At 46.5% G+C, this 24809-nt stretch carries 22 protein-coding genes and 1 tRNA gene; 7 read left to right on the forward strand and 16 right to left on the reverse strand.

Annotation, left to right across the window (positions count from 1 at the left end; translation table 11 throughout):
- Positions 1 to 48 precede the first annotated feature (48 nt).
- Both F8C67_RS09055 and F8C67_RS09060 read right to left on the reverse strand, forming a co-directional pair.
- Positions 49 to 876 (reverse strand): GIY-YIG nuclease family protein, encoded by an 828-nt coding sequence (locus F8C67_RS09055; RefSeq protein ID WP_151667518.1) that lies wholly within the window; start codon positions 874 to 876, stop codon positions 49 to 51.
- A 10-nt stretch (positions 877 to 886) separates the two neighbouring features.
- On the reverse strand, positions 887 to 1576 hold the full coding sequence (locus F8C67_RS09060) for a hypothetical protein (RefSeq protein ID WP_151667519.1): 690 nt from the start codon (positions 1574 to 1576) through the stop codon (positions 887 to 889).
- A gap of 90 nt (positions 1577 to 1666) precedes the next feature.
- On the opposite strand from F8C67_RS09060, the gene F8C67_RS09065 reads away from it, so the two are divergent.
- The 4 genes from F8C67_RS09065 to F8C67_RS09080 are packed head-to-tail and all read left to right on the forward strand — an operon-like array spanning position 1667 to position 6509.
- Positions 1667 to 4006, forward strand: a complete 2340-nt coding sequence (locus tag F8C67_RS09065) for an McrB family protein (RefSeq protein WP_151667520.1) — start codon at positions 1667 to 1669, stop codon at positions 4004 to 4006.
- A complete protein-coding gene (locus F8C67_RS09070; RefSeq protein ID WP_151667521.1) occupies positions 4006 to 5313 on the forward strand; it encodes an McrC family protein in 1308 nt (435 codons plus the stop codon). Before F8C67_RS09065 ends, F8C67_RS09070 begins: the two co-directional genes overlap by 1 nt.
- 29 nt (positions 5314 to 5342) lie before the next feature.
- Positions 5343 to 6038: a phospholipase D-like domain-containing protein gene (locus tag F8C67_RS09075; RefSeq protein ID WP_151667522.1), complete on the forward strand. Its 696-nt coding sequence runs from the start codon at positions 5343 to 5345 to the stop codon at positions 6036 to 6038.
- Positions 6039 to 6050: 12 nt separating this feature from the next.
- Positions 6051 to 6509 (forward strand): hypothetical protein, encoded by a 459-nt coding sequence (locus tag F8C67_RS09080; protein ID WP_151667523.1) that lies wholly within the window; start codon positions 6051 to 6053, stop codon positions 6507 to 6509.
- 26 nt (positions 6510 to 6535) lie between these two features.
- Here the strand turns inward: F8C67_RS09080 and F8C67_RS09085 are convergent, their stop codons facing one another.
- From F8C67_RS09085 to F8C67_RS09125, 9 genes are all read right to left on the reverse strand, one after another.
- A complete protein-coding gene (locus F8C67_RS09085) occupies positions 6536 to 7240 on the reverse strand; it encodes a hypothetical protein (RefSeq protein WP_151667524.1) in 705 nt (234 codons plus the stop codon).
- A 344-nt stretch (positions 7241 to 7584) separates the two neighbouring features.
- Positions 7585 to 7658: transfer RNA gene (locus F8C67_RS09090), tRNA-Arg, on the reverse strand.
- Positions 7659 to 7756: 98 nt separating this feature from the next.
- Positions 7757 to 7993 (reverse strand): ATP-dependent Clp protease adaptor ClpS, encoded by a 237-nt coding sequence (locus tag F8C67_RS09095; protein WP_407675838.1) that lies wholly within the window; start codon positions 7991 to 7993, stop codon positions 7757 to 7759.
- Positions 7994 to 8067: 74 nt separating this feature from the next.
- The gene (locus F8C67_RS09100) at positions 8068 to 12498 is read right to left on the reverse strand and encodes a hypothetical protein (protein WP_151667525.1); all 4431 of its coding nucleotides are present in this window, start codon (positions 12496 to 12498) and stop codon (positions 8068 to 8070) included.
- 11 nt (positions 12499 to 12509) lie between these two features.
- Entirely contained in the window at positions 12510 to 13343 is an 834-nt protein-coding gene (gene prmA / locus F8C67_RS09105) for a 50S ribosomal protein L11 methyltransferase (RefSeq protein WP_151667526.1), read from the reverse strand.
- Positions 13340 to 14131 carry a triose-phosphate isomerase gene (gene tpiA / locus F8C67_RS09110; protein WP_151667527.1) on the reverse strand — a complete coding sequence of 264 codons (792 nt, stop codon included), beginning with the start codon at positions 14129 to 14131 and terminating at the stop codon, positions 13340 to 13342. Before tpiA ends, prmA begins: the two co-directional genes overlap by 4 nt.
- Before the next feature lie 84 nt (positions 14132 to 14215).
- Entirely contained in the window at positions 14216 to 15304 is a 1089-nt protein-coding gene (locus tag F8C67_RS09115) for an ABC transporter permease (protein WP_223277545.1), read from the reverse strand.
- Positions 15301 to 16446: a BT_3928 family protein gene (locus F8C67_RS09120; RefSeq protein ID WP_151667528.1), complete on the reverse strand. Its 1146-nt coding sequence runs from the start codon at positions 16444 to 16446 to the stop codon at positions 15301 to 15303. The genes F8C67_RS09115 and F8C67_RS09120 overlap by 4 nt, the downstream gene beginning before the upstream one ends.
- Before the next feature lie 12 nt (positions 16447 to 16458).
- Entirely contained in the window at positions 16459 to 17001 is a 543-nt protein-coding gene (locus tag F8C67_RS09125) for a DUF1599 domain-containing protein (protein ID WP_151667529.1), read from the reverse strand.
- An 85-nt stretch (positions 17002 to 17086) separates the two neighbouring features.
- Between F8C67_RS09125 and folP the strand changes: the two genes are divergently transcribed.
- Positions 17087 to 17932 (forward strand): dihydropteroate synthase, encoded by an 846-nt coding sequence (gene folP / locus F8C67_RS09130; RefSeq protein ID WP_151667530.1) that lies wholly within the window; start codon positions 17087 to 17089, stop codon positions 17930 to 17932.
- A complete protein-coding gene (gene cdaA, locus F8C67_RS09135) occupies positions 17929 to 18699 on the forward strand; it encodes a diadenylate cyclase CdaA (protein ID WP_151667531.1) in 771 nt (256 codons plus the stop codon). Before folP ends, cdaA begins: the two co-directional genes overlap by 4 nt.
- Here cdaA and F8C67_RS09140 read toward each other — a convergent pair.
- Genes F8C67_RS09140 through surE form a run of 5 tightly spaced genes read right to left on the reverse strand, consistent with a single transcriptional unit; the run spans position 18685 to position 23827 of the window.
- Complete coding sequence (locus tag F8C67_RS09140; RefSeq protein ID WP_151667532.1) at positions 18685 to 20421, reverse strand: ComEC/Rec2 family competence protein; 1737 nt, start codon at positions 20419 to 20421, stop codon at positions 18685 to 18687. The genes cdaA and F8C67_RS09140 overlap by 15 nt on opposite strands.
- Before the next feature lie 38 nt (positions 20422 to 20459).
- Complete coding sequence (locus F8C67_RS09145) at positions 20460 to 21626, reverse strand: SpoIID/LytB domain-containing protein (RefSeq protein ID WP_170266417.1); 1167 nt, start codon at positions 21624 to 21626, stop codon at positions 20460 to 20462.
- Entirely contained in the window at positions 21623 to 22729 is a 1107-nt protein-coding gene (gene lpxB / locus F8C67_RS09150) for a lipid-A-disaccharide synthase (protein WP_151667534.1), read from the reverse strand. The genes F8C67_RS09145 and lpxB overlap by 4 nt, the downstream gene beginning before the upstream one ends.
- Positions 22729 to 23058: a hypothetical protein gene (locus F8C67_RS09155; RefSeq protein WP_151667535.1), complete on the reverse strand. Its 330-nt coding sequence runs from the start codon at positions 23056 to 23058 to the stop codon at positions 22729 to 22731. Before F8C67_RS09155 ends, lpxB begins: the two co-directional genes overlap by 1 nt.
- Positions 23051 to 23827, reverse strand: coding sequence for a 5'/3'-nucleotidase SurE (surE, locus tag F8C67_RS09160; protein ID WP_151667536.1), 777 nt, complete (start codon positions 23825 to 23827; stop codon positions 23051 to 23053). Before surE ends, F8C67_RS09155 begins: the two co-directional genes overlap by 8 nt.
- Before the next feature lie 93 nt (positions 23828 to 23920).
- On the opposite strand from surE, the gene F8C67_RS09165 reads away from it, so the two are divergent.
- Positions 23921 to 24613, forward strand: a complete 693-nt coding sequence (locus tag F8C67_RS09165; protein WP_151667537.1) for a zinc metallopeptidase — start codon at positions 23921 to 23923, stop codon at positions 24611 to 24613.
- Positions 24614 to 24809: the final 196 nt, after the last annotated feature.

Consider the following 24809-nt stretch of genomic DNA (forward strand, 5'->3'; position numbering starts at 1 on the left):
ATTTTGAGCAAAGGAAGAAGGAGTGACCGCCAAGGGGTGTCGGTGAGGCTATTTTATGTTCAACTTGGGTGAGATAGTCATTATCAGAAATTCTTCAAGTTCATATCGACCGAGCTTAACAGGCATGAATTTAAAGCTACACTGTTTCAAAAACATACTGACCGCATAATCTTGATTATCGAGTAGATACTTTTTCTTTCCATTCTTGCTGTATAGCTCAAAATCAAAAATTTGTGTAGCCACACTTCTCCTTAGAGCAGAGAAGTATGTTCGACTAGAATGAGTAACCCAACGGTCATAAACATTGGAACTCTCTCCTATATAGACTACTCCATGCTTTTTATGCTCAACAACATATATACCTGGAACTGGGGCGACAGTCGCAGCTTCCCAGCTTTGCTCAGGTAAACTGGAAATTTTCTTCGCTCCATCTCTGATTAACCCACTTGCACTAGATTGTACCTCTTCCCACAAGATCTTTGTGACTTTTTTGGAAAATACATCTCGTTTACCAAGCTGGAACCGATTTAGATTGGCTGGAATATTAACTATCCCAAACTCTTCGACTTCTTTTCGTCCAAGGGTATTCGGGAGTAATTGTACTCTAAATTGTTCAATTGGCCTCAGGTTTCTATCAACCGATAGTTTTAGATAATTCTTGTAAAATGTTGATGTTTTGGGCTTAGAATGCTGCCTAATTCGCTGAGCTAGGCATCTAGCTTCACCCACATAATTGAAGCCTTGAGATGAAACAAGATAATTTCCTTGCCTATCATCCATGACTTCCTCGAATCTAAACTTGCCAGACTTTCTCAACAAATCAAGTCCAGAGGCTAGAATTTCATCTGAATTGTTCTGGATACTTTCCCATTTCATACTCTCTCATTTATTCTCTCATCCTCGCCCAAAAATCCTGCAACATCCCTCTGTACAACCTTTCCGTCAACCTAGTTGCTAACTGCTCCACACAACCTGGTGCCGTACCAGCGGGATGAGCAGTCAGTACGCCATGTGCAAAAGAATTCCGTAGCATGGCCGACACATACACCGCTTTCATCGGGTCAAAACCATTACGAAAGGAGAGCAACGATTGTCCTTGATAATGATTGGCTTTTTGGTCCATCAGCCAATTCCACAGAGCATCACCTTCATCAATTTCCTTCATGAAGCGATGGATGTATTTAAACTCCTCAGGATCTGCTTTGGGGAGCGCTGCTTCATAGCGACGTTCTGCTACCCCTACTACTTCATTTGCATATCTTTCAAATGCCGAGAACATCAAAAAATGCTTAGTAAGTGCTGCATATCCATTGGCCGTGTCTTGTCCCATTTTTGAAAAGCTGACTTCTATAGAGCAAGCCACTCTTAACCGGCGTGCGAAGGCATTGAAATTGGGACGACTCCCTTTGACATAGCCAAAGTCGGACATATTGTACTTGGCATCCTCTCCTCTAGTCAGATGACGGAAATAGGATAGGCCGGGAAGCCAATCCTCTTCGTAAATGCGTGGGAAATTGCCGTCTTCTGGAGTTGGGAGGGATGGAGGTAAAAGTTGTGAGAGAGGTTCTGATTGCATACTCAAGTTTTGACTTGAAGGTACAAATCAGATGAATGTTATTGGATTAGTTTTTATCTTCTCGGTTCTAAACCAACGACACTCTCTCCAATGAAAAACATCCCTGAAAGTGTAATACTCTGGCACCGTGATATTTTTGAATTCTTAAGTCACAAATTCAAAGAAGAAAACGGACCAAAGTTTTGGATTCGCCAACGCCAAAACGAAAAAACAAAAGCTGGGCTCATTTTTCAAGGAACAGCCTCTTATGCATATATCTCCTTTCATAATGGCTCTGGCGGACAAAACATGACCCGATCCATTGGCTGGGTTCAACACTTCGACAAGCAGGGCAATCCTGATGGGACAACTTTCGAGATAAACTTCCCATACAAACCTACCAAGCGGGAGGAGAAAGAGATTGAAGTTTATCACAAAATCAAAGAGGAGTTTCCTCAGCTTGAAAAAACAAGACCTACACGCTACCAGTGGGACAATCCCACCACGAATGGTATTGAAGGACTAGAAGTTTTCATAAAAGACTTCCTGCCTAAGATCAACCGGATCATCGAGGAGTCGAAAATTGAAACTCTAGAAATCCCGACTTCAATATTGGAAAGTTCAATTGAAAGAGTTAGAAGTCAGATTGAATCAGACAACAATTCAGACCCATTGTGGGAAGAGCTAGTTTCGACTGTGAAAAGAATAAATAACACAGCCGAGGTCACTGACTTCTTTAAACGATTGCAGGTTATTATTAAGAGTAACAAGCTGACTGAGGATGATCCAAGAACGTACTATTCTTGCAGAGATAGCAAGCTTATTCATGCAACTTTCGGCTCACATTACGGCATTTGGATCGAATCAAAGAAATCTGATACACAATTAGGCTTTGTCGTCTCTGAAAACACGCTCGGAAACGCACAAGGGAAAGAATTCCAAACTATTGACGTATCTGATAAATCTCAAATAGATATACTCTTCACTCGAGCTCAGGAAGTGATTACCAAGACACTCAGCCAGTATGAATCATCTCCACATCGGAAAAGGAATGAGGGCAGATTCAATCCATGGATTTACAGAGTTGCATTAGACTCATCCTTATTAGCTAAACTCTTAACGGAGGAATCATTGCCTGCCTCTAAGACACAACCAGCCATGAAACAAGATAGCGTTGAAGCCACAAATAGAATATATTTTGGCCCACCTGGGACTGGAAAAACCTATGAACTCAAAGAAAACCTATTCAGCCAGTACAGCTCAGTTTCAGACAACGTGAGCGAGAAAGATCTAATAAATACAGCTGTTCAAAATTTGAAATGGTGGGAAGTTCTAGCATTAGGACTTGTCGACGATGGTCCATGTGATGTTTCTACTCTTCTTGAAAATAGATGGGTCAAAGAGAAAATTGCAATCAATTCTTCCAAGGAACCTAGAAGAACGGTGTGGGGTTCACTTCAGAACCATTCAAACGAGAATTCTAAGACGGTCAATGTTAGAGACAGAAGCTTTCCTTTTCTCTTTGATAAAGATGAAAATAGCAACTGGTACTTGCTTGGAGATACCTTCTCAGAAATTGGCCAGAGTCTTCTCGAATTAAGAAGGTCAATCAATGAGAATAATTCAGAATCACCAGCGATTAACAGATATATGTTCTGCACTTTTCATCAATCTTTTACATATGAGGACTTTGTCGAAGGAATTAAGCCCACTCTTGATGAAAACGAAGGCCAGGAATCTTCAACTCAACTGAGCTACGAAATCAAATCTGGCGCATTCAAATTGATATGTCAATTGGCCAAATCTGATCCCGACCATCGCTATGCCATTTTCATAGATGAGATCAATCGGGGCAACGTTGCCGCCATTTTCGGTGAGCTGATCACCCTCATCGAAGCCGATAAACGGGAAGGTGAAGAAAATGAAATTTCGGTCACGCTTCCCTATTCCAAACAGAAGTTCTCGGTTCCAAGCAATTTGGATATCTACGGCACCATGAACACCGCCGACCGCTCCGTTGAAGCATTAGACAGTGCCTTAAGACGTCGTTTTGAATTCGTAGAAGTGGGACCCAAACCTGAGAAACTCGGGACGGTTGAGGATATCTCCATGAGCAAAATGCTCGAGGTCATAAACGCGCGTTTAACCTGGCTAAAGGACAAAGACCACACCATTGGTCATGCTTACTTCATGAGGGTTGACACTACAGAAGAATTGCGTTTAGTGTTCAAGAATAAGGTTGTACCCCTTTTAGAAGAGTACTTCTTCAACGCTCCTGAAGAAATAAAAGCTGTGCTTGGAGACGGATTTGTTGAAGAGATTTCCAATCCATGGTCTAACGGCAATACTCCAGATGGATATGATGGTGAGAAGATACGGATTCGTGTTCCAGATGAAGCTGATGCCTTTATGAAAGCAATTAAGGAGGGAATCTTAGGAGAAGTCGAATAATGGACATCATCCAAGTCTTTGAATATCAAAAGCTGAAGATTGGCGCCAAAGGGGCTCAAGGTGTGGAATTTAAGAAATCACACTTTGAGTTAATGTCACGGTACAAGGAAAAGTACGAGGTCGATTGGTACGACCTGGGCCACAACAGCATTCACTTCAAGAACTACGTGGGTGCCATCAGCTTAGGCGACCTCTGCATTGAGGTTTTACCAAAAGTGGATAGAGCATCTTATAGCGAAGAGAAAAGCGTCTGGCGCAATGTGCTTATCGATATGCTACAAACCGTCGGTGATCTTCCTGTAAGCGCGAGTCAAAATGCTCAACTGCGACGACATAAATCGTCTATTCTAGATATCTATTTTGATCTATTCCTATCCGAAGTAGAAACCTTAATTCATCGAGGGTTAATCAAACGGTACCGAAAGCAAGAAGGCAATGTAAAGGCACTGAAAGGCTCTTTAGTGTTCAGTCAGCACTTGCGGAAAAACCTAGTTCACAAAGAGCGCTTCTATACGCGTCATACCGTATACGACCAACAGCACCTCCTCCACTCTATTTTACTTCAGACACTGGAAGTGGTGGCTAATTCCGGAATGAAATCGAGTACTCGCGGTTGGAGTGGCAACCTCCTACTTCATTTCCCGGAGCAAAAGAAGGTCAGGATAGAATCATCCACTTTCGAGAAGCTCAACTTCGACCGGAAATCAGAGCCTTACAAACGAGCTATACAGATTGCAGAGCTCATCTTATTGCAATACCACCCAGACATCCGAAGTGGTAAGCACGAGTTGTTGGCCATTGTGTTCGACATGAATGATTTGTGGGAGCGATGGGTGTTACACAGACTTAAGAAGGACCTACCCGACCATTGGAAAGTGGAAGGACAGAATACGTACCCCTTCTACCGTCAAGGCACATCAGGAAGTTGGAGAACCATTCGACCTGATATCGTTCTGACTAACAAGCTTGACGGCACCATACTGGTTTGGGATACCAAATGGAAGATTCCTAAGGATGGAAGGCCGAGTATGAGTGATGTGCATCAGATGCATAGTTATGCGCAGACGGTACCTGAGAATGACATTGCACATGTGACTTTGGTATATCCAGGTACTTTCAGCGAAATCACAGGATCACTACACAAAAGCACTACAGCACTAACATCCTCTCAACACACTCAATTATCGACTCTTAGAATTGAGCTCTTAAAAAGCGATGGTAAAATGCGCTCGAGGCTTTCTAAATCGGTTTTGAGCACTGTAACTTTACAATTCAGGATTGCCACATCATTGCACAATCCAACTTAGTCTTAATTATCTAAATCGCTCTTTCATAAATGGCTTCATTCCTAACAACAAATGGGACTTCCTATCAAATTGAACATATTATAACGCATGCCGAGCAAACACTCACATTAGTCTCTCCTTATTTACAGATTTCAAAAACTTTTCTTGAAAGACTTAAGGATGCTGCAGCTCATAAAGTGAAAATTCAAATCGTCTTTGGTAAAGATGAATTAAAGCCAAACGAAAGAAACTCATTAGCCCAGATTTCGAATTTGGAACTCTATTATTTCGAAAACCTTCATGCCAAATGTTATTTTAACGAGAAGGCCATGGTTCTCACTTCAATGAACATGTATGAGTTTTCAGAGAAGAACAATCGTGAAATGGGTGTATTTATCTCAAGTGCTGAAGATTCTGAGCTTTACAAGGCGGCTGTAAGAGAAGCCAGATCGATTATTCAGCATTCAGAATCTATCGAGCTCTTCAAGACAAAAAGGAAACTCAATACTAGCAGTGACTCACAAAACAATAAAAGTAAGAAACCGAAACGCGGTTATTGTATAAGATGTGAGGACCGAATTCCTTACAACATAGACAAACCTTATTGCATTGACTGCTTTAACTCATGGTCTAGATATGCGAACCGTGATTATGAAGAAACTGCTTGCCATAGTTGTGGTGAATTTGAATTCACAACAATGGATAAACCTATCTGCTATCCTTGCTATAAGAAATATGAGGCATAAGTACTATATTGTATGCTCCTCTACATCTACCACCCTGCCGAATTCGGAGAAGGTCAACCCTTCAAGCTTTACCTCCACCACGATGGTAGACTAACCGCTTGGGTATACTGCGACATTCAATTGACCGACTTTCATCCAGTAGAGCGTTACACGCAAGTAATTGAATTTCCTCAATTGACCGAGAACGAAATTGAAGAAGTCAAATACGCTTTGGAGAATCAATGCTACTATTCCATCGACCATGAAGAATCTCCTGTAGATGGATGGTTTGAGAGGTTCACGATTCGTGACAATGGTAAAACGAGAGACTGGCGCATTGATCCTTCTAATTACTACATGGTTGAAGGCATATATTCAAAGCAAAGACCGCATATTCTGCGATTGAGAGAGCTTTTGCAGGTCCAATGGTGTATTGACAATGGTGATGGCATAAAAAGAGTCTTAGAAGAGGATATTGCAAAAAAGAATTGAAGTACTACAATTAATTGCAACCTCACCTATTTCGAATTGCCCTCTGTATCTAGCAATTCATCTAGGCACCGGTCGATATAGATACTTCCTCTTCTTGCATCATCTTCAACTAATGAATCATCATCACCAAAACCATACGACACGCCTTCAAATGCAATTCCAAGTATGGAAGACATATACATCGCATGCCGTGCCAAATTCAAATAGTTAGGAATACTGTGATTCTCCGCTATGTAATCAAGGTCTCTATGAGCCAGAGCTTTATCTCTGAATGACTTCATATAAGTAATAATTGAAGCGAGCGGCTCATTAATAATTTGCTGTTCATGATACAATTGCAAAAGTTCTATCAATCTTGAGGAACTAGTTTCCAGTGCCAAACTTGTATGATTAGCTAACCATCTTTCTTGTCTCATTAACTCTTGAACTTGATATGGCTCGTTGATAGGCAAGCTTTCGGACTTGTCAGCACAGAGTGAAAGAACAGAGTCTAGGCATACAGTCTTGTTTTTACCCCGCTTCTTATCATACACCCTTGATAATGAAATCACCATTTCACGAAATGCTTGCTTCTGATGAGTGGCAAATAGGTCCTTCCAATGTTTTGAAGAGTTGTTAACTTGTTTAGCTCTGCCAGCTATTCTATTATAGGAATAATAAGATCTGAAAGCATGAGATAGGTCGGTAACAACTCCCTCGAGGATGTACTTCCTCAATTCTTCTTTATTCATTGAGACCCAAGGTAAGAATCTTCAAATCCAATTCTCGTATGTGCTTATTGTGCATCAACTCTAATTCCGTTGTCTAGAAGTTGATTCACAAAATCTTGTACCTCCCACTCCACCTTCATCAAAATATTGCCTCTCCCTCACAAAATTCTGTTCGCCACCCCATAATCTAGTGATTTTCATATCTTGCTGATTATCAACGAAAAGCGATTTTTTGTTTGTTAAATTCTTAAAACTGAAAATCGCTGTATCCCGCACCAGCACTGGGCTGAGCGACGATGTGGGGAAAATGTGGGGAAAGAAAAAAGTCAACTACCTAATTGCTAAGTAGTTGACTTTCAGTAAAGTGACTCCGCAGGGATTCGAACCCCGAACCTCCTGATCCGTAGTCAGGTGCTCTATCCAGTTAAGCTACGGAGCCATCCGTATATGTATTCGGCTGTCCAGCCGGTGACCCCAAGCGGGTTTGTTGCTTAAGGGGCTGCAAATATACGCTGCTATTTTATTCCCGCAAGTGGTTTAGTGAATTTCTGCAGACAAACCTGCCTCCAATAACGCACTGCACCTCGGTTCTAGCTTCTTTAAACTGCCGCTAAGTACCTCACACTTACCCTTGTAATGGACCAACATGGTGCACTGCTGCGCCTGCTCCAATGTGTGCTCACAAATGTCGATTAAACAGTCTATCACATAGTCGAATGTGTTCACGTCGTCGTTGTACAACACAATCACATTCTCCCTGTCCTCCTTCTCCATCACCGCCACCTGTGTCAGCTCCTGCTCCTCCGGCGCCGGCGTCCATGCCATATGTATTCCTTCCTGCTTCATTCCTATTCCGCCATTCCATGTCTGCGCAAGAACAAGTTTACTCGCCCTCTCGACGATTGATTGTACGAGAATCTCGGCAAATCGCCATCTCGCTCCAATCCCCTGTCTTCCGCTTCTATCTGTAAGATCAAGTTCAATGTCTCCCTCTTCGTGGTAAAGAACTGCATGTTGTTGCGCATGTACTGGAAGTAGTAATAGTCCCTGTTCGGCTCCAAGTAAAGGTAGATCTCGGCGTTGCGTCGACGGTGACGAATCTCCATCAAGCCCTCAACGCGCTTGTTTACCTGAGTTTCGCCGAAGTGACCAATGCCAATGTCATCCGTACTCACGAAAGCGCTCATTTCCTCATCCCAAATCATCTCCAAGTCGGTGATGTAAATGGTGTTTCTCAACGGCTTCGAAACATCCTCCGGAGCACCCATGTTGGCTACTTCCTCAAAGTATTCTTCCTTGTCTTCCTCATCGTCAAACTGATAGTCCATACCAATGCGGTATGCCTCACGGTTTACACGCGATCCCGACAGTGAGGTCTCCGCGTTCACGTCTTCCGCCATGGCCGTCATGACGTCTTCCGCAAAGAAGAAGTCAAACGCCATGGTAACGTCCATCGTGAGCTCGTCGTTTCTCAAGTCGTGCTCAATAATGCCGAAGGTTTCCATCTTAACCCGACCCAAGTCCTGAGCCAAGGTGATCTTACCCTTGCCGGTCATGATGCAATCGCGGTTGTTGAAGGCCAAGTAGTTGTCAGGCTTCGTTTCATCCTGCAACCTTCGTCTCGTTGTAATCACGTAGCTGTTGATGTCCTTGTCGTAGAACAACACTCCCGTGGCCGCAATGAGCTCCTTGTCTACCCTCGATGCATCCTTATTCAAGAATCCGGTGTAAATGCTCGTGCTATCCGGCGCCAAGTAGATGCCCGAATAGATGTTGTCTGTAATGGTTCTCGGATTGTCTTCCGGAAGCTCGATGACGATATCCTTCGGATCAATTTCACTTTCAAACTTAAACCAGTCGGTTTCTAGGTTGTCACATGTATGCTGAATCAAGACGTACCCGTCGTAGTTCAAGAGCCGTTCAGGTGCGTTCAGCTCAACTTTTCCGTAGTATCCGAAGAAGGAACTGAGATAGAAGCCATCCTCCACAGTCACGTTCGCATAGCCAACCGTCGTGCCATCTCTATCCGCTCGGATAGTCTCAAAGTACAGCGGCCACGAGGTTCCATCCTCATCCAAATATTCATACTCTGCATTGCCCGAGTAGTTGTTTCTGCCGCGAACTTTAAAGTCGCCATTGTAGAAGTTGTGGTGCTTCGTGTAGCGGTTCGCAACAAGGCGAGACTTCTTCAAACGGTGCATGTCTGCTGCTGAATCAATCGCCACATATCCGCTGTCTGGGAAGAGGCGCGAATCGGCAACGTCCATGTGCGGAACTTCGAAGGTTTCCAATAAGCTCGGCAATAGGGAGAACTTGGCCGTCATCGCGTCAAATTCCAGTGAATCTTGCTGCGGATGTACGCTCAACATTCGACTCAAGCTTCCGTTCACGTGGTTGACGTCAATCGTTTTAGCCGTAATGTCCCAATCCGCGTGGTCCATCCAAGTGATGTACTGGTTGGTGGTAAACTCCATGTAGGTTTCACCATCGTTGAGCGTGAAGTCGCCGTCCATTTTCTGGAAGTCTACCGTGCCTCTCGCATCTTTCAACTTAAAGGCCCAATCCCCTTCCGGTCTTGCCTTCACCTTGAAGTTCATGCTCGACGCTTCAAAGCTCTGATTGAAGAATTGATAATCTTTGGATTTGGTCTGTGCATCCAGGAAGTCGAGGATCGCATCTCCCCTCATGTCGCTAGCCCCGTAGGCAATGGTACCTCTGGCCTCCATGCCAATGTCTTCATACATGCGGAACGGCGTCGTTCTGGAAGTGGCAAACATCACGTCCTGATACGGCCGCCAGTTGATGTCTACATTCTCATTCACCGCCCTAGGCGTATTCACCGCGCCCGCAATCCTCGGCTCGGCCACATAGGTGTCCGCTATACCATTGGTGCTATCCGGGAAGAAGGTAAAGGCCTCCCCAGTTGCGGTGGAAGTGATGTAGTCAATCTGTCCTGTGCCCACCAAGCCTTCGTTTGAAAGCTGTAGGTCATTCGTAAAGGTTCCCTTGCCACCATAGGCAGGCAATCCTCCAGGTGGGGTGGTGGCTTTAAAGCCTAATGAATAATCTTCCTGAACCTTGATGTCCTGCGGCATGTCCGGGAAAATACCCGCGCTGACAAACACTCCAGCGAATTTCAAACCTTCCGTTCGGGCGTTATCCAAGGAATCAATTTCAAAGGGCTCCAGCTCTACGTAAAAGTCCTCTCGCTCGTACACTCCTCCGTAAATACTTGGCCTATCGTAGTACACGAAGCTTCCCGTTCCTGATTTAAATATCGGATAGTCGTGGAACGGTACCTTACCCGACTTGTTAAACGGTTTGTCAATCAGCAGCTCACCGTTAATATCTTGGAGCGTGTTCTTCACACCTACAAGCCTCGGCTGCACTCCAGGCGGACGATGACCGTCGTCGAACTCTTCTACCTTGAATTTCATGGAATCGATGTCCGGCATACTGATGCGGAACATGTCGTAATCGAAAAAGTTGTTCTGCGCGAAGTAGGTAAATCGACCCGCCTGAACGACTCCGTCAAAGTCGAAGTCCATGCCCTCGTGTACCGTGATAGTTCTTTGCGATGGAAACAAGGCAACTTCCTGTGAATCAGAAAGTGCAATAGCTCGAATACCGGTAATTTCTAGGTCGTAATTGAGGAGGGAGACCTTCGCGTTCGCACCCCTTCCTACTTGTGACACAAATCGAATTACGTCATAATCGCGCTTGCGTTCATTGTTGTAAATGTAGTTGAAGAGCTTCTCATTAAAGGTCACCACCTTGGTGTTCAGGTTGTAGGAAACGAACCCTCCAATTGACATATTAAGGAGGAAACGTTCAGCGGAAATCTGATCCATCCTCAACATCCCTGCAATGGTTTCTAGAGGCAAATCCGCAGTATCTCGTGACAGCGCAATGCGCCGCAAATCGTACAGCGGGTTTTTATTGGCCAAGCCGGTCAGTGCGTCAAATCGCTCCTGACGATAATATTCCTGCGATTCGAAAATCAAGCTCTGATCCTCACCCATCGCCAAGTTCTGAATGAAGAACTGTGGATTGTTGGTGGTCCAGACAATCTGTTCGAGGTAAATGTCCAAGTTGTGGTAGCTGTCGATGTACGGCGTGGCACTAAGTCCTTCACCATCTCGGGTAAGCGTCAACGTGATGTTCTCCACGTTGTACGCCATGGAGCTTTTTGGATGATACATGCTGTCCGATTCACCCATCTTGATCGAAACCTGACAGGCATCAGAACGGATATCCGTCGTGCTCAAACTAAACTGTTCAGCTCTTAGGTCGATGAAGTATTCCCCTTCCTTCTTGAAGCGGAGGACCGCCAATCGCGGAAGTTGTTCCGAGGCGAAGAATCGCTTGCCCTTTACTGAGAAACCTCCCGAATAGTCAACTCCGGGGACGAAGTCGGCAATGTTCACACGCTGGTACGAGCTAAACTGCGGATAGCTCGTAAACTCGGATTGAACTTGGATTGACATCCTTTCTTCAAACGTTCCCAAAATGGGCTCGGTAACGTAGATTTTACTGTGAAGTCGTGCCGAATCCGCGGTATAGGTTGGTCTATCCAGTTGAATCGAATAGGTATTCAATTCAGCATAAATCGTGTCTTCCGAAAGTCCGGCGCGGGTCCAATACACCAATCCGCCCGTACCCACGAATTTCTCTTCGAGGATATCGAAACGGCCAGAAGTGCTCTCAATCAGGGTGCTGTCCGCTCCGTAATGCCCCCATAAATCAATGATGTCGTAAACTATGTAGGGCTTCTCATCAAAGAGAAACTCCCCCTCGCCTACCGACGACCAGGTGATGTCTCGAGCTTTGTAAATCAATTCAGGCTGGAAAGCATTGGAAAGATTCGTGAGGTATTCGTTGATTCCTCGGGCAGATGTCCGTCTGAAATGATCCTCAGCGTGATCCATCCACGCTTTGAACTGCGCTGGGTCTTCGTAGTTGTGGAAATGGGTTAGAATATCGATGAAGTTCTTCCAGTCTTGGTACGTTCTAATTCGCTTTCGCAGAAAGACGTCCGACACCGCATAAACTCTAGGCCTCACATTCTCATCGATGTTTGTCCAAGTGGGTTTAAACGCCGCCATCACCGCCTCAACGGTATCAGAATCAACATCATCCATATCCGAAAGCATCTCGGTGAGCTCGTCGAAATACGCCTGAGGTTCAGCCGTAAAGCTTCGAGGCTGAGCGTAGCTCAACGTTGAAATGCAGACAAATAGAAGAGTGGCGAAAAGTGAAAGTCGCGTAATTCTTCTCATTGTGTTTGTGTTCAGTCTTTGTTCCATATCAACGCAGCCCAGGTGTCTTTCGTCTGCTGTTGAGATGGTGTCATTCCTAATTTCCGACCTGCTGATTCGAGTTGAGGGATGTCGCTTTCGTAAAAGCCACTGAGGAGTAGTTGTCCACCAGGGTTGAGGACATCTACATATTTCGACAAATCATTCAACAGTATGTTTCTGTTGATATTCGCGATAATTACGTCGTATTTCCGTTCGCCTAGCAAGCTTGCATCGCCGTGATACACAACAATATCCGGGTGTCCATTGCGCTCGGCATTCTCCTTAGAGTTTTCAGCTGCCCACTCTTCAATGTCGATGCCTTCGGTGAATCCACTTCCGCGCATCTTCGCTAAAATCGCGAGTACGGCAGTTCCGCAACCCATATCGAGTACGGCCTTTCCACCTAAGTCGAGATCGAGCAAATAGCTGCACATCATCCAAGTAGTTTGGTGATGGCCTGTGCCAAAGCTCATTTTGGGTTCTATGATGATTTCATAGTCGAAATCATCCGCTCTAGATTCGTGGAACGGTGCACGAATGAAGAGCTTTCCATCTACTTCGATGGGGTTGAAATTCTTCTCCCATTCCGCATTCCAATTCTGTTGCTCAACCGTTTCGGTCGTCCAATTTAGATCCGCCACTGAAGAGGTCATCGGGAAATCTCCTGCTGTTATTTCGGTGTACTGATCTTCTGGAATGAAGGCATCAATGCCCTTGTCCGTATCTACCGCGCTCTCTACCGCAAGGGCATCTAGCTCGGCATATAGAATATCTCTTCCCGGTTCTAGCGGTTCAATGTGGAATGTCAGTTTGATGTAGTTCATACCGCGTGCAATCCTCCTTTTGCCGGAGCCATGGCGTGTACAATCTCAACAAAACCCTTAGTCTCAAGGGATGCGCCTCCAACGAGACCACCATCTACATCGGGCTGAGAGAAAATCTCACGTGCATTCGATGGCTTCACCGAACCACCGTACAGGATGGAAACATTTTCCGCAATTTCAGCTCCATACTTGTCAGCCACATGCGCGCGAATGGCGGCATGCATTTCTTGTGCTTGTTCTGGCGTAGCTGTCTCGCCAGTTCCTATGGCCCAAACGGGTTCGTAGGCAATAATGGCAGATTTAAATGAATCTGGACTCAAATGAAACAAGCCATTCGTCAACTGATCTTTCACCACCTGCTCGTGGTTTCCGCTTTTGCGTTGGTCGAGCGATTCGCCCACACAGAACAGTGGCAACAGAGAATGACGAACCGCCGCATCTACCTTCTTGGCAAGCAAGGCATCGTCTTCATTGAAATACTGTCTGCGCTCAGAGTGACCAATAATCACAGCATCGATATTCAGATCGGCGATCATAGCCGCAGAAATCTCCCCTGTGAAAGCACCTGAGTCTTCAAAGTGGCAGTTTTGGGCGGCTACAGAAACGTGAGGCTCTTCCCAAACGTGGTCGATAACATCGATCAAATGTGTAAAAGGAGGAGAAATAATTACTCGAGTATCGCCAACTTGCGACGGATTGAGTTTCTCCAATATATCTACAACCAATCCAACGCCGTCGGATGGTACGGTATTCATCTTCCAGTTTCCTGCAACAATCTTAGCTCTCATAAATTCTGAATGTATGGAACACGAAGGTAGCCCTTTGAGGGCAAAATTCGGAGTTCTCAAGCCTCCTATTCCTTCCAATTTTTCCTACGAATGACTTGATCTGATCCTTGGGTCGAGCCAGCGGTATATCAAATCAACGAGCACATTGATGACAACGAACAGTGCCGCAATGGTGAGGACGGCTCCCATCACAACTGGCAGGTCTTTCTGATTCAAGGCATCCACAATTTGACGTCCCAATCCGTTCCAGCCAAAAATGTACTCCACGAACACGGCGCCTGCTAGCATGCTTGCAAACCAACCCGACACGGCCGTAACCACTGGGTTCATGCTGTTGCGAAGTACATGTCTACGTACGATTTGAAAGGTCGAAAGCCCTTTCGCTCGAGCCGTACGGATGTAATCCTGTCCCATCGTTTCAAGCACACTACTTCGCGTAAGTTGAATGATAACCCCAAGCGGACGAATCCCTAGGGTAAGTGCGGGAAGTATAAGGTTATCTAATGCCAAATACCTTCCTGTACCGTAATCGTCCACTTCATACAAACTGCCCGTCATGCTCAAGCCCGTGTACTCCGAGAGCACGAAACCAAAAAGCCACGCAATGAGGATGGCCGAAAAGAAGGAGGGTAAAGACATTCCCAACGTTCCCACGACAGTCCAAAATCGATCGAAAAAGCTGTCTTTTTTTAAGGCTGAAACAACACCAATGAATATGCCTAAGAGAATCGCAATCAGAATGCTGGAAACCGCTAAAACGGCTGTGTTTGGCAGCGTTTCCCCGATCACGTCACCGACCGATCTTCCTTGCTGTTGCATGGACTCTCGAAGGTATGGACGTTTCAAGTAGAGGTCACCATCGCCTACTCCAAAGAGCTTGGCACCGACGTAATTATGGTTTCCGTAGTTCGTATAATCATCCGCATTATCGCTGTGCCAACTGATGGGAGAAAGGTCGTTCAGGTAGTACAAATACTGGACTCCCAGACTCTGATCCAATCCGTACTTGGCGCGGATGGCGGCGAGCACTTCCTCATCTTCCCTCTGATCCATCATCATTCGAGCGGGATCACCAGAGAGCACATTGAACAGGATGAAAATCAACGTAGCTACGCCGAAGAGCACACCTATGGCCTGCCCTAATTTCGATATCGTGCTACGGAGGAAACTCACTTAAAGAGCGCTTCCAATTCTTCGCGCGATGGCAAATCGTTCCAATGCCACTTGCCTACAATTACGCCGTTTTCCAACGCCACAATCCCAGGGTTACTGCGAATTACCGTTTTAATGGCAGTTCCATCGCCCACAGTGAAATCAAGACCGATTTGATGTTCATGCTTAGCCGCTTCTATCGTTTCGTAAACGGAAGAGGTCCATCCTACCGTCACGATATCGGAGCCTTCCATAGTCCAACTCCACTCGCCAATTGCGTCCAAACCTTCTGGGTCTGCACGCTCGAGTTCGTAAGCCAGCACCATCACAACTTTCGGCTGCTCTAATAGCCAGAAGGTGATATCGCCTGTATCCGATTCCTGTGAATAATCGTGAATCGGTGGTTCATATCCCTTTTCGATGAGCTTTGATTCCGTGAGGTCATTCTGCAATTCCCATTCAGGCTTCTCCCACCAACCTTCGTCGATATACTGCTTGTCATCTACCTGAATCACCTCTCCGCTATTCGCGTTTTTCAAGGTGAACATGGTTTGGTATACAGGCCCTTGCAAACCGAGCTCTTCGGCCGTTTTCATTCCTTCTTCGATGTCCGTACCAATCTTATACGCTCGGAAATCTACCATAGGAAGGTGGTTGAGCACATGGCTGGTAATCCAGAAGCAAGCGAGCAGCACAACGCCTGAGAATCCAAGCGCAACCTTCTTGCTCACAATCGGTTGGATGAATTTTCGCCCGAAGAAAATGATCAAAATCAATCCGGAAAGAATGAGGTCTTTCACGAAGGATTCAAAGGTCTCGAGCGGAATGGCATCGCCGAAACATCCACAATCAGTCACCTTGTCGTAATTCCATGAATACCAGGTGAGGAAGGTGAAGAAGATGATCATAATTAGGAGCGCCCAAGAGGTAAATCTCTTCCAGATTCCGAGTAGCAAGAACACACCCAATAGGATTTCAGAAATGCAGATAATCACGGCCAATTCTACCGCCCATGGCGAGAAGAAAGGCATGTTCAAAACGCCCTCCGAAAAGTATTCTTCGAGTTTGAAACCGAATCCCATCGGGTCGTTGAGCTTCACCCAGCCTGAGAAAATGAAGAGCGCACCTACAAGGATGCGTGAAAGTTGTACGAGATACTTCATACCGCCTGTATGTTATTTTGCTTCGTCCATTTGAATAAGCGCGAACACGGAGTAGTTGATCATGTCCATATAATTGGCGTCCACTCCCTCGCTTACCAATGTCTTACCACTGTTGTCCTCAATTTGTTTAACGCGCAGTAGCTTTTGAAGGATGAGATCGGTGAACGACGGCACACGCATGTCGCGCCAAGCCTCGCCATAATCATGGTTCTTATCCATCATCAATTTCTTTGTGAGCGAAACGTGGCCATCGTATGCCTTCATCGCTTCCTCTGGGTCCATATCGATTTGCTCTGCCACACCGAGCTCGAGTTGAATCAGCGCGATAATGGAGTAATTCAGAATCCCGATGTACTCCCCACGGAGATCGTCGGCCACCTTTTGGGTTCCTTTATCCTCAATGCTACGCAACCTTTGGGCTTTGATGAAAATCTGATCTGTCAACGAAGGCAGACGTAGAATTCGCCAAGCGGCGCCGTAATCCTTCAACTTCTTTTCAAACAGTGTGCGGCATTCCGCTATCACTTTATCGAATTGCGCTGGTGTATCGCTCATTTGCTACTTTTGATGCACAGCCGAAAACATCGGCTTTTTGGGATGGTTCCCGAATTTTTAGAGTGCGAAAGATACCAAAATCGCGATGAAAAAGACCATTCGAGTGGGGTCAGGTTTAATCGATTTATCCTCACCCAAAATCATGGGGATAATCAATCTTACGCCCGATTCATTCTATGATGGCGGTACCAGCTCGAATGTGGATGACGCGCTGCGAAAAGCGGAGCAAATGCTCGAAGAGGGCGCAGATTGGCTCGATATCGGCGCCCAAAGCACGCGTCCGAAAGCAGAACAAATCGGCGCTGAAGCTGAATGGAACCGACTAGAAGGTCCGCTTAGCGCCATTGCCAAGCGCTTTCCGGAAGCTATTCTTTCCATTGACACGTACCACAGCGCTGTGGCTGAGAAAGCCATTTCAGCAGGCGGACATATCATCAATGATATTTCAGGAGGCACCCTCGATGCGCAAATGTTTGAAACGGCAGGCAGGCTAAAGGTACCCTATATCCTCATGCACATTCAAGGCACACCTGAGACCATGCAGGAAAACCCTGAGTACGACAATGTGGTGGTGGATGTCACCCGCGATCTAGCGACCAAATGCGATGAGCTCATAGCTCATGGAGTTGATGACATATTGATTGACCCTGGCTTTGGGTTTGGAAAAACAAATGCGCATAACTACGCACTTCTGCAAAACCTTGAGCATTTGAAAGCTATCGGGCATCCGATTTTGATTGGGTTAAGTCGGAAATCGATGATTTGGAAGACCCTGGGTTGTTCGGCTGGAGAAGCGCTGAACGGAACTACAGCACTAAATATGACCGCCTTGATGCACGGTGCATCTGTGCTTCGCGTTCACGATGTGAAACCCGCAGTAGAAGTACGTACCTTGTGGCAGCAACTTCAAAATTCTGATCGTCGTTCATGATTGAAGGCATCACTTTTCTAGACGGTATTGAGATTGTCATTTTCGCAATCATCCTGTTTTCCCTGTACCGATTGGTTCGCGGAACTCCGGCGATATACATCTTCGGCGGTGTGGTCGCTATCTATGCGGCATGGAAACTCTTCGACGCCCTAGAAATGGACCTCCTCTCGGAGATTCTCGATCAGTTTATTGGAGTCGGATTCATCGCCCTCATCATCCTCTTTCAACAGGAGATTCGGAAGTTCCTTTTGGTCATCGGGTCGAGTAGCTTTGGCCGACGCCGACGGTTTTTCCGCCAGCTGCTTTGGTTGAAACCGGAGGAAGGCGAAATCAACGTCGACCCCATCGTCCACGCCACAAGTCAACTTGCCGAGAGTAAAACCGGCGCACTCGTTGCCATAGAGCGCAAAATGCCCATGGGATATTACGCCCAAACAGGTGTTACGCTGAATGCCAACCTCGGTTCTCGCCTCATTCAAAGCATTTTCTTCAAGGATGCTCCACTTCACGACGGCGCCATGATTATCGCTCAAGACAAGATCATTGCGGCTTCAGCAATTCTACCTGTTTCTGAAAGCGACGAAATTCCGGGTCGCTATGGCTTGCGTCACCGTGCCGCCGTTGGACTCACCGAAAAAACCGACGCTGTGTGCATTGTGGTTTCTGAGGAAACCGGGCAACTTGCGCTTGTTATCGAAGGTGAAATCATCATCATTAAAGAAAAGGACGAACTGCGCCGTCGCCTTACCGAGCTACTCAAGTATTAGACTTTCGAGGTCGTTGGTGTAATAGTCTGAATCTGTTGGGGATTTTAGCAATGGCAAAAGTCTTAATCGCATGGAATCGACCCCGCGACTTCCCCTCCATTTCTCACTGATGAATCTAAGTCTTTCGTAAACCTGAGGCTCAGCCACAAAGAGAGTTGAAACGCCTTCCCTTTCAATTTCCACGGCCATTTCTTGTTTATGTTGATGAATCCAGATTTCGTGGTCTACATCAACAGGAAGAAATACCAAAGGTAGAAGCACCGCTACCACAACGGCGTATTTCCATTTCTTTCTTATTGAAATGATTACAAGTGCGAAACCCACTGCAATAGCGAGCGCCATCGAGCTAGAAATGTAGATGGGTGAAATAAGCGCCCCAGGCAAACTCGAGAGCCATGTCACACCCATGAAAAACCATTCGACAAGCGTATCGGCTAGCCACCAGATGAGAGAGATTGAAGTGCCAGAAAGGTCCATCAACAACAATAGGATTCCGAGTATGAGAAGAACGGGCATCAGCGGCAACATGAGCACATTCGAGAGCAAGAAGTAGGTCGGAAATTGATGAAAGTGATACAGCGTGATAGCCGAAGTGGCCCACTGCGCCCACAAACTCACCGATGCTGAACTAAGAATGAAGCGAACAGCTTTTGGCAACTCGATGATCCGTAGCTTCGCCTCCACCATGGAATGTCCGTACACTATCCCAAACACAGCCGCGAAGCTCAATTGAAAGCCAAGGTCGAAAATGGTGATCGGATTCAAACAAATGAGAAGGGCAGCAGCGAACCACACGGCTTCAGCCGTCACACCCCTCCTACCCGTCATTCTCGCGACTTGCACGAATGTGAAAAGCATCCCGGCTCTTACAACCGACACACCCATCCCGCTTAGCCAAACAAACCCCCAAATCCCCATGAGCACGAAGAGCGTCCGAACGATCCTGGTCCGTACCCTGCGAAGGCGTTTGAAAACCGAGCTTATTCTCTCAAGGAACAAAGCAATCAAGCCCACATGTAGACCGGATACCGCAAGCACATGTACTAAACCGGATGTAGCAAAAGCCTGCTTATCATCCGAATCAATCTTTGATTTATCGCCCAAAAGCATGGCTGAATAGAACGCCCTCGCGCGCTCAGACACCGGCCAATTAGCTACTCGTTCCAGCAATACTTGTCGCGTGCTCATTTGAACCGATGTATCCAAAACCCGCAAGTTCTTTACAAAGACTTTCGCCGAGATACCACGCACTCGCGCAAACCGCCTTTCGTCAAACTGATAGGGATAGACCGCCTTGGTGAATCCGGAATTCCAGCCTTCCACATGAACGGTGTTTCCAGGTTGAAGTGTGCAGGTACTGTCGGCTAGGATCGTGACATCCACGGCCAATTCGAGATCTTCTGCACGGAACTCCAGCCTCTTCCCTCGTTCTTTACCCGAAGTTTTCACTTCGACGATACCCACATAATCTCCTTTAGGTAGCAAGCTTGGAGTATGATATTGCGCCAGTGTAAGTCCGGCCACAACACACAGAAATCCACTGGTGACTGTCCATACCCACCCCAACTCCAACGGTAATCTGTGGAAAGAGGACAACGTGATTAGGCTAGGAATCAACATCCACCATTGAACCGAAAAGTGCAGTTCGAAATGAAGGTAGCAGCCGAGCATGAGCATACACACCCACGGCCCTAGTCGAAAGGGTTCAAAATTGAGTTTCAAGACGATTGGTTTGGTAGCGGCAAACTACCGAAAGCGATTTACAAGTCGCCCAATCTCACCATACGAGTTGTTGGATAATAATGCGAAAGGATCTGCTTCCACGTGTAGCCATGGGTTGCCATGGCATTAGCACCTTCTTGCGACATGCCTACACCGTGACCAAAACCGCGGCCTTTGAGTAAAACGGTAGAGCCATTCTCGGTAATGGAAAACCATGCAGATCGAAGTCTGAATCTAGAACGCACATCCTTCCATTTCAAAGACTTGCCCGAATATGTGAAAACACCTTCGCGTTCAGCCGGGTGATATTCTAGCAACGCTACGCGAAAATTTGCATCGCTGGCAGAAACGCCGAGCTTTTGCGCCACATAAGCGATAAACTCTTCCTTGTTGATCGTTGCTTCCCAAAAGGCCTTTTCTCCTTCGAGACTAAAAGTATCCGGAACGCTTTGTAGATAGGAGATTCGTCCGCTCCAAGCATCCTGCGAATTGGCTGTTTGCCCGCCGCTGTTCGCGTGAAACACCCCAAGAATTGGTTTGCCGTTAGCATCGACAAGTATGGTATCTCCGGTGGCTCTTACCGCACTTCGAATCATGTCGCTGTTCGTGTAATACGCCATGCTGTAGTATGCTTGGGAGCTCACATCATCCTTCACATTATAGCCCTCATCCAAGTGTTTGTTGATATTAGCCAACAACCAAGTTCGAGCAATAACCGCCTGTGCCTTAAAGAATTCAGGAGTTCTGAAATGACCTGCCTCGGACTCAACAACTCCGCCTAGGTAATCGTCGATTCGAACATCGTTTATGACCGTAAGCTTTCGTCCAACATCCCTGAATTCGAGTATCCCGTTGTACAATCGAGCCCTGCCGGGGCCATCAATTTGTACCCACGAAGAATCTTCGCCAAGAGGTACGCATCTGATGTGCGCGTATTCGCCTAGGCTAAGTGCCCCACGATTCAAGATGAGGGAATTAGACTTTGGCAGAACGGTGTAGGACCTTCCTGCCTTGGCATTGGCAAAGGCTATGGTGTCGATAACCGATTCATCTGCCGAATAAGCCACCCAGGCATAGAAGCCGGACTTAACGCGAATCTGCACTTGAGCAACGGAGGCATCAGAATAAATTCGAACGCGGACGCGCTCTAGGGCTTCAGCATGAACTGAGCAGAAGAACGTGAGTATGACAACCAGCCATTTCACTTTTGAATATCGCCGATGATGATTTCCGCAGCGCGCTGTGAAGCTCCGCCGCCGCCCAGTAGCTGTCGCAATACCTTGTAGTCTTCAAGCATGGTCTCCCGCTTTGGTCCCTCTAAAATCTGACCCAACTCTTTGGAGAGGCGCTTGGCGTTCATTTCTCTTTGAATCAACTCTACAACGACCTCTCTATCAGCAATCAAGTTAACTAATGAGATGTACTTCACCTTTACGAGACGTTTGGCGATCTGATACGAGATTGAATTACCACGGTAACAAACTACCTCTGGCACATTGAAAAGTGCGGTTTCCAACGTCGCGGTGCCTGAAGTCACGCAGGCAGCGTGGGCAATAGACAACAAGTCGTATGTCTTATTCATCAAGAGCTCAGCCTTGCCTAATCCGAGCGAATCATAGAAATCTCGCGATTGACTTGGTGCTCCCGCAACTACGAAGCGATAGTTCGGATACTTGGCGGGCATCTCCAACATGGTGTTGAGCATGGCCTTTATCTCCTGCTTTCTGGAGCCGGGTAGCAACGCCACAACGGGTCGGCCATCGTCATTGCCTAGCACATCGGCTACCGACTTAGCCGGTTGATCTTGTATGGCGTCTAGTAGTGGGTGTCCGACATAATCCACATCCATGTCGAACCCACGGTAAAAGGCTTGTTCGAACGGAAGAATCGTGAGCATCTTGGTCACGTCACGCTTTAGGGCATGCACTCGATTCTGCTTCCATGCCCAGATCTGTGGTGAAATGTAATAGTAGATGCGAATGCCTTGTTTCTTGGCCCATTCGGCGATTCGCATATTGAAACCTGGGTAGTCAATTAGGACTAGCGCATCGGGCTGAAAGGCTTCAATGTCCGCCTTGGCCAACTTGAGATTCCCAAGAATTGTACGAAGGTTCATAATCACCTCCACGAAACCCATGAAGGCCAACTCTTTGTAATGTTTCTCAGGTGGATTTCCAGCTACCTCAGCCATTTGATCTCCGCCCCAGAAGCGGAATTCTGCGTTCTCATCTCCGGCTACAATAGCTTTCATCAGATTCGCCGCATGCAAATCTCCTGAGGCTTCACCGGCAATGACGTAGTATTTCATTAGGCCAAGAACTTGAAGTAAATAATGGCAATGGCCACGATGAGTGTACCCATGAGAACGCCTCGACCTAGACCTTCTCGATTCAAACGTAGTGCGAGGAAAAACAAGCCTGCGTTGATTAGAACGGCAAAGGTCAATAGGCGGACTATTACCGTATTGAGCGAGTAGTTGTCGAGTTCATCCAAATCGATATTTGGGTATAACTCGAGCAAAATAGCGGAACCAAAAATGGGCGTAAGCACTGCAACGATGAGTCCGATTGGAAGCTCTCGTCTATCTCTGCGCGCCTTCTTTGGGTTTGGTCGTAAAGGTTGTTGCGGTTTATTCAATGTCCCAGCTGTTCAATGTGGAAATGGCGTGATGCGCCGTAAAGTCTGATGTAACGGGAACTATGGAGATATAATTGTTCTCCAGGGCCCATTCATCGGTATCCTCTCCGTGATCGTAATTCACAAATTTACCGGTTAGCCAGTAATAGCTTCTCTCGCGTGGATCTTTACGAGCGTCGAACTCCTCTTCCCAGTTCGCACGAGCTTGTCTACACACCTTCATGCCTTTGTACTCACCGTTTTCGCTCTTCGGGATATTCACGTTTAAGCAAACACCCTGCGGCATGCCGTTGCTCAAAACTTGCTTTGCGAGCGATTTGATATATGGTTTTGCCGATTCAAAGTTGGCGTCCCATGCATAATCGCACAGGGAAAATCCAATCGATGGAATCGACTCGAGTGCACCTTCCATGGCGGCCGACATCGTTCCGGAGTAAATCACGTTGATGGATGAATTCGAACCGTGGTTGATTCCTGACACGAGCAGGTCTGGCTTGCGTGGGAGGATGACATTCACTGCCAGTTTGACACAGTCCACCGGCGTGCCCGAGCAGGCAAATTCGGTTTGTGGGCCATCGTCCATTTTGTGTGGATCGCAACGCAAAGTTGAGTTGATGGTAATGGCGTGTCCCATGCCCGATTGAGGCGAATCTGGCGCTACTACTACGACTTCGCCTAGTTCATTCATCACATCGATAAGGGCTCGAATGCCCGGTGCGGTAATTCCATCGTCGTTACAAACTAGGATAAGGGGACGCTTTTCACTCATAACATTGCGTTTGGGATACAAATCTACCGGAATCATATGAATGGGTAGGCACGAGAATTGTAATTTTAAAGTTCCATATAAATCGACAAGAACATGGTATTACTAATTCTTCTTTTCATTGTCTTCGCAATCATGGGCTTTTCTGTCCAAAGCACACTGCGTAGAAAATTTAAAGCTTACACCGAGGTCCCTATTGAGGCGGGTCTCACGGGAAAGGAAGTTGCTGAAAAAATGCTTCGCGATAACTTCATTACCGACGTACAAGTTGTTTCAGTTCCGGGACGACTTACCGACCATTACAATCCGAAAGACAAGACGGTAAACTTGAGTCCTGATGTATTCAACGGTCGCTCTGTGGCTGCTGCTGCAGTAGCCGCTCACGAATGTGGACACGCCGTTCAGCACGCCACCAGCTACACTTGGCTGACGATGCGTTCTAGAATGGTTCCCATCGTGAATATCAGCTCGCAGTTGATGAACATCTTGTTCTTCATGCTTATTATTGGCGGCGTAGCTTACGGTGCAAACTACATGACATTGGCGTACATCCTCATTGGTGCACAAGCGGCAATCACAGCATTTGCACTTGTTACACTTCCTGTGGAATACGATGCAAGTAACCGTGCTCTCGCTTGGCTCGAATCCGCTCGAATCACTTCACCCGAAACACAAGAAAAGGCAAAGGACGCCCTCAAATGGGCTGCCAGAACCTACTTGGTTAGCGCACTAGCGGCAATTACCACATTGCTGTACTACGTGATGTTGTTTGCGGGCGGCAGAGATTGATGCTTGGGTGGTTTACTTCCGATTTCCACGGGCTGAAGCCACGTGGCAATTGGACTTTCGGACTCATGGACCTTTGGATAAATGGACTTTCGGACTTATCGACCTTTGGACAGATGGATTCACGGATTGATAAATCTGTTCATCTGATGGATATGAAGTGTGACTACATGCCCAACATGCTTAAGTCTGGCAATCT

It is taken from the genome of Phaeocystidibacter luteus, assembly GCF_008933115.1.
Taxonomy (GTDB): Bacteria; Bacteroidota; Bacteroidia; order Flavobacteriales; family Schleiferiaceae; genus Phaeocystidibacter; species Phaeocystidibacter luteus.

Excerpts from the sequence above, each read along its gene's own strand:
- F8C67_RS09055 (WP_151667518.1), bottom strand. The coding sequence starts at position 876 with ATGAAATGGGAAAGTATCCAGAACAATTCAGATGAAATTCTAGCCTCT.
- F8C67_RS09060 (WP_151667519.1), bottom strand. The coding sequence starts at position 1,576 with ATGCAATCAGAACCTCTCTCACAACTTTTACCTCCATCCCTCCCAACT.
- F8C67_RS09065 (WP_151667520.1), top strand. The coding sequence starts at position 1,667 with ATGAAAAACATCCCTGAAAGTGTAATACTCTGGCACCGTGATATTTTT.
- F8C67_RS09070 (WP_151667521.1), top strand. The coding sequence starts at position 4,006 with ATGGACATCATCCAAGTCTTTGAATATCAAAAGCTGAAGATTGGCGCC.
- F8C67_RS09075 (WP_151667522.1), top strand. The coding sequence starts at position 5,343 with ATGGCTTCATTCCTAACAACAAATGGGACTTCCTATCAAATTGAACAT.
- F8C67_RS09080 (WP_151667523.1), top strand. The coding sequence starts at position 6,051 with ATGCTCCTCTACATCTACCACCCTGCCGAATTCGGAGAAGGTCAACCC.
- F8C67_RS09085 (WP_151667524.1), bottom strand. The coding sequence starts at position 7,240 with ATGAATAAAGAAGAATTGAGGAAGTACATCCTCGAGGGAGTTGTTACC.
- F8C67_RS09095 (WP_407675838.1), bottom strand. The coding sequence starts at position 7,993 with ATGGAGAAGGAGGACAGGGAGAATGTGATTGTGTTGTACAACGACGAC.
- F8C67_RS09100 (WP_151667525.1), bottom strand. The coding sequence starts at position 12,498 with ATGAGAAGAATTACGCGACTTTCACTTTTCGCCACTCTTCTATTTGTC.
- prmA (WP_151667526.1), bottom strand. The coding sequence starts at position 13,343 with ATGAACTACATCAAACTGACATTCCACATTGAACCGCTAGAACCGGGA.
- tpiA (WP_151667527.1), bottom strand. The coding sequence starts at position 14,131 with ATGAGAGCTAAGATTGTTGCAGGAAACTGGAAGATGAATACCGTACCA.
- F8C67_RS09120 (WP_151667528.1), bottom strand. The coding sequence starts at position 16,446 with ATGAAGTATCTCGTACAACTTTCACGCATCCTTGTAGGTGCGCTCTTC.
- F8C67_RS09125 (WP_151667529.1), bottom strand. The coding sequence starts at position 17,001 with ATGAGCGATACACCAGCGCAATTCGATAAAGTGATAGCGGAATGCCGC.
- folP (WP_151667530.1), top strand. The coding sequence starts at position 17,087 with ATGAAAAAGACCATTCGAGTGGGGTCAGGTTTAATCGATTTATCCTCA.
- cdaA (WP_151667531.1), top strand. The coding sequence starts at position 17,929 with ATGATTGAAGGCATCACTTTTCTAGACGGTATTGAGATTGTCATTTTC.
- lpxB (WP_151667534.1), bottom strand. The coding sequence starts at position 22,729 with ATGAAATACTACGTCATTGCCGGTGAAGCCTCAGGAGATTTGCATGCG.
- surE (WP_151667536.1), bottom strand. The coding sequence starts at position 23,827 with ATGAGTGAAAAGCGTCCCCTTATCCTAGTTTGTAACGACGATGGAATT.
- F8C67_RS09165 (WP_151667537.1), top strand. The coding sequence starts at position 23,921 with ATGGTATTACTAATTCTTCTTTTCATTGTCTTCGCAATCATGGGCTTT.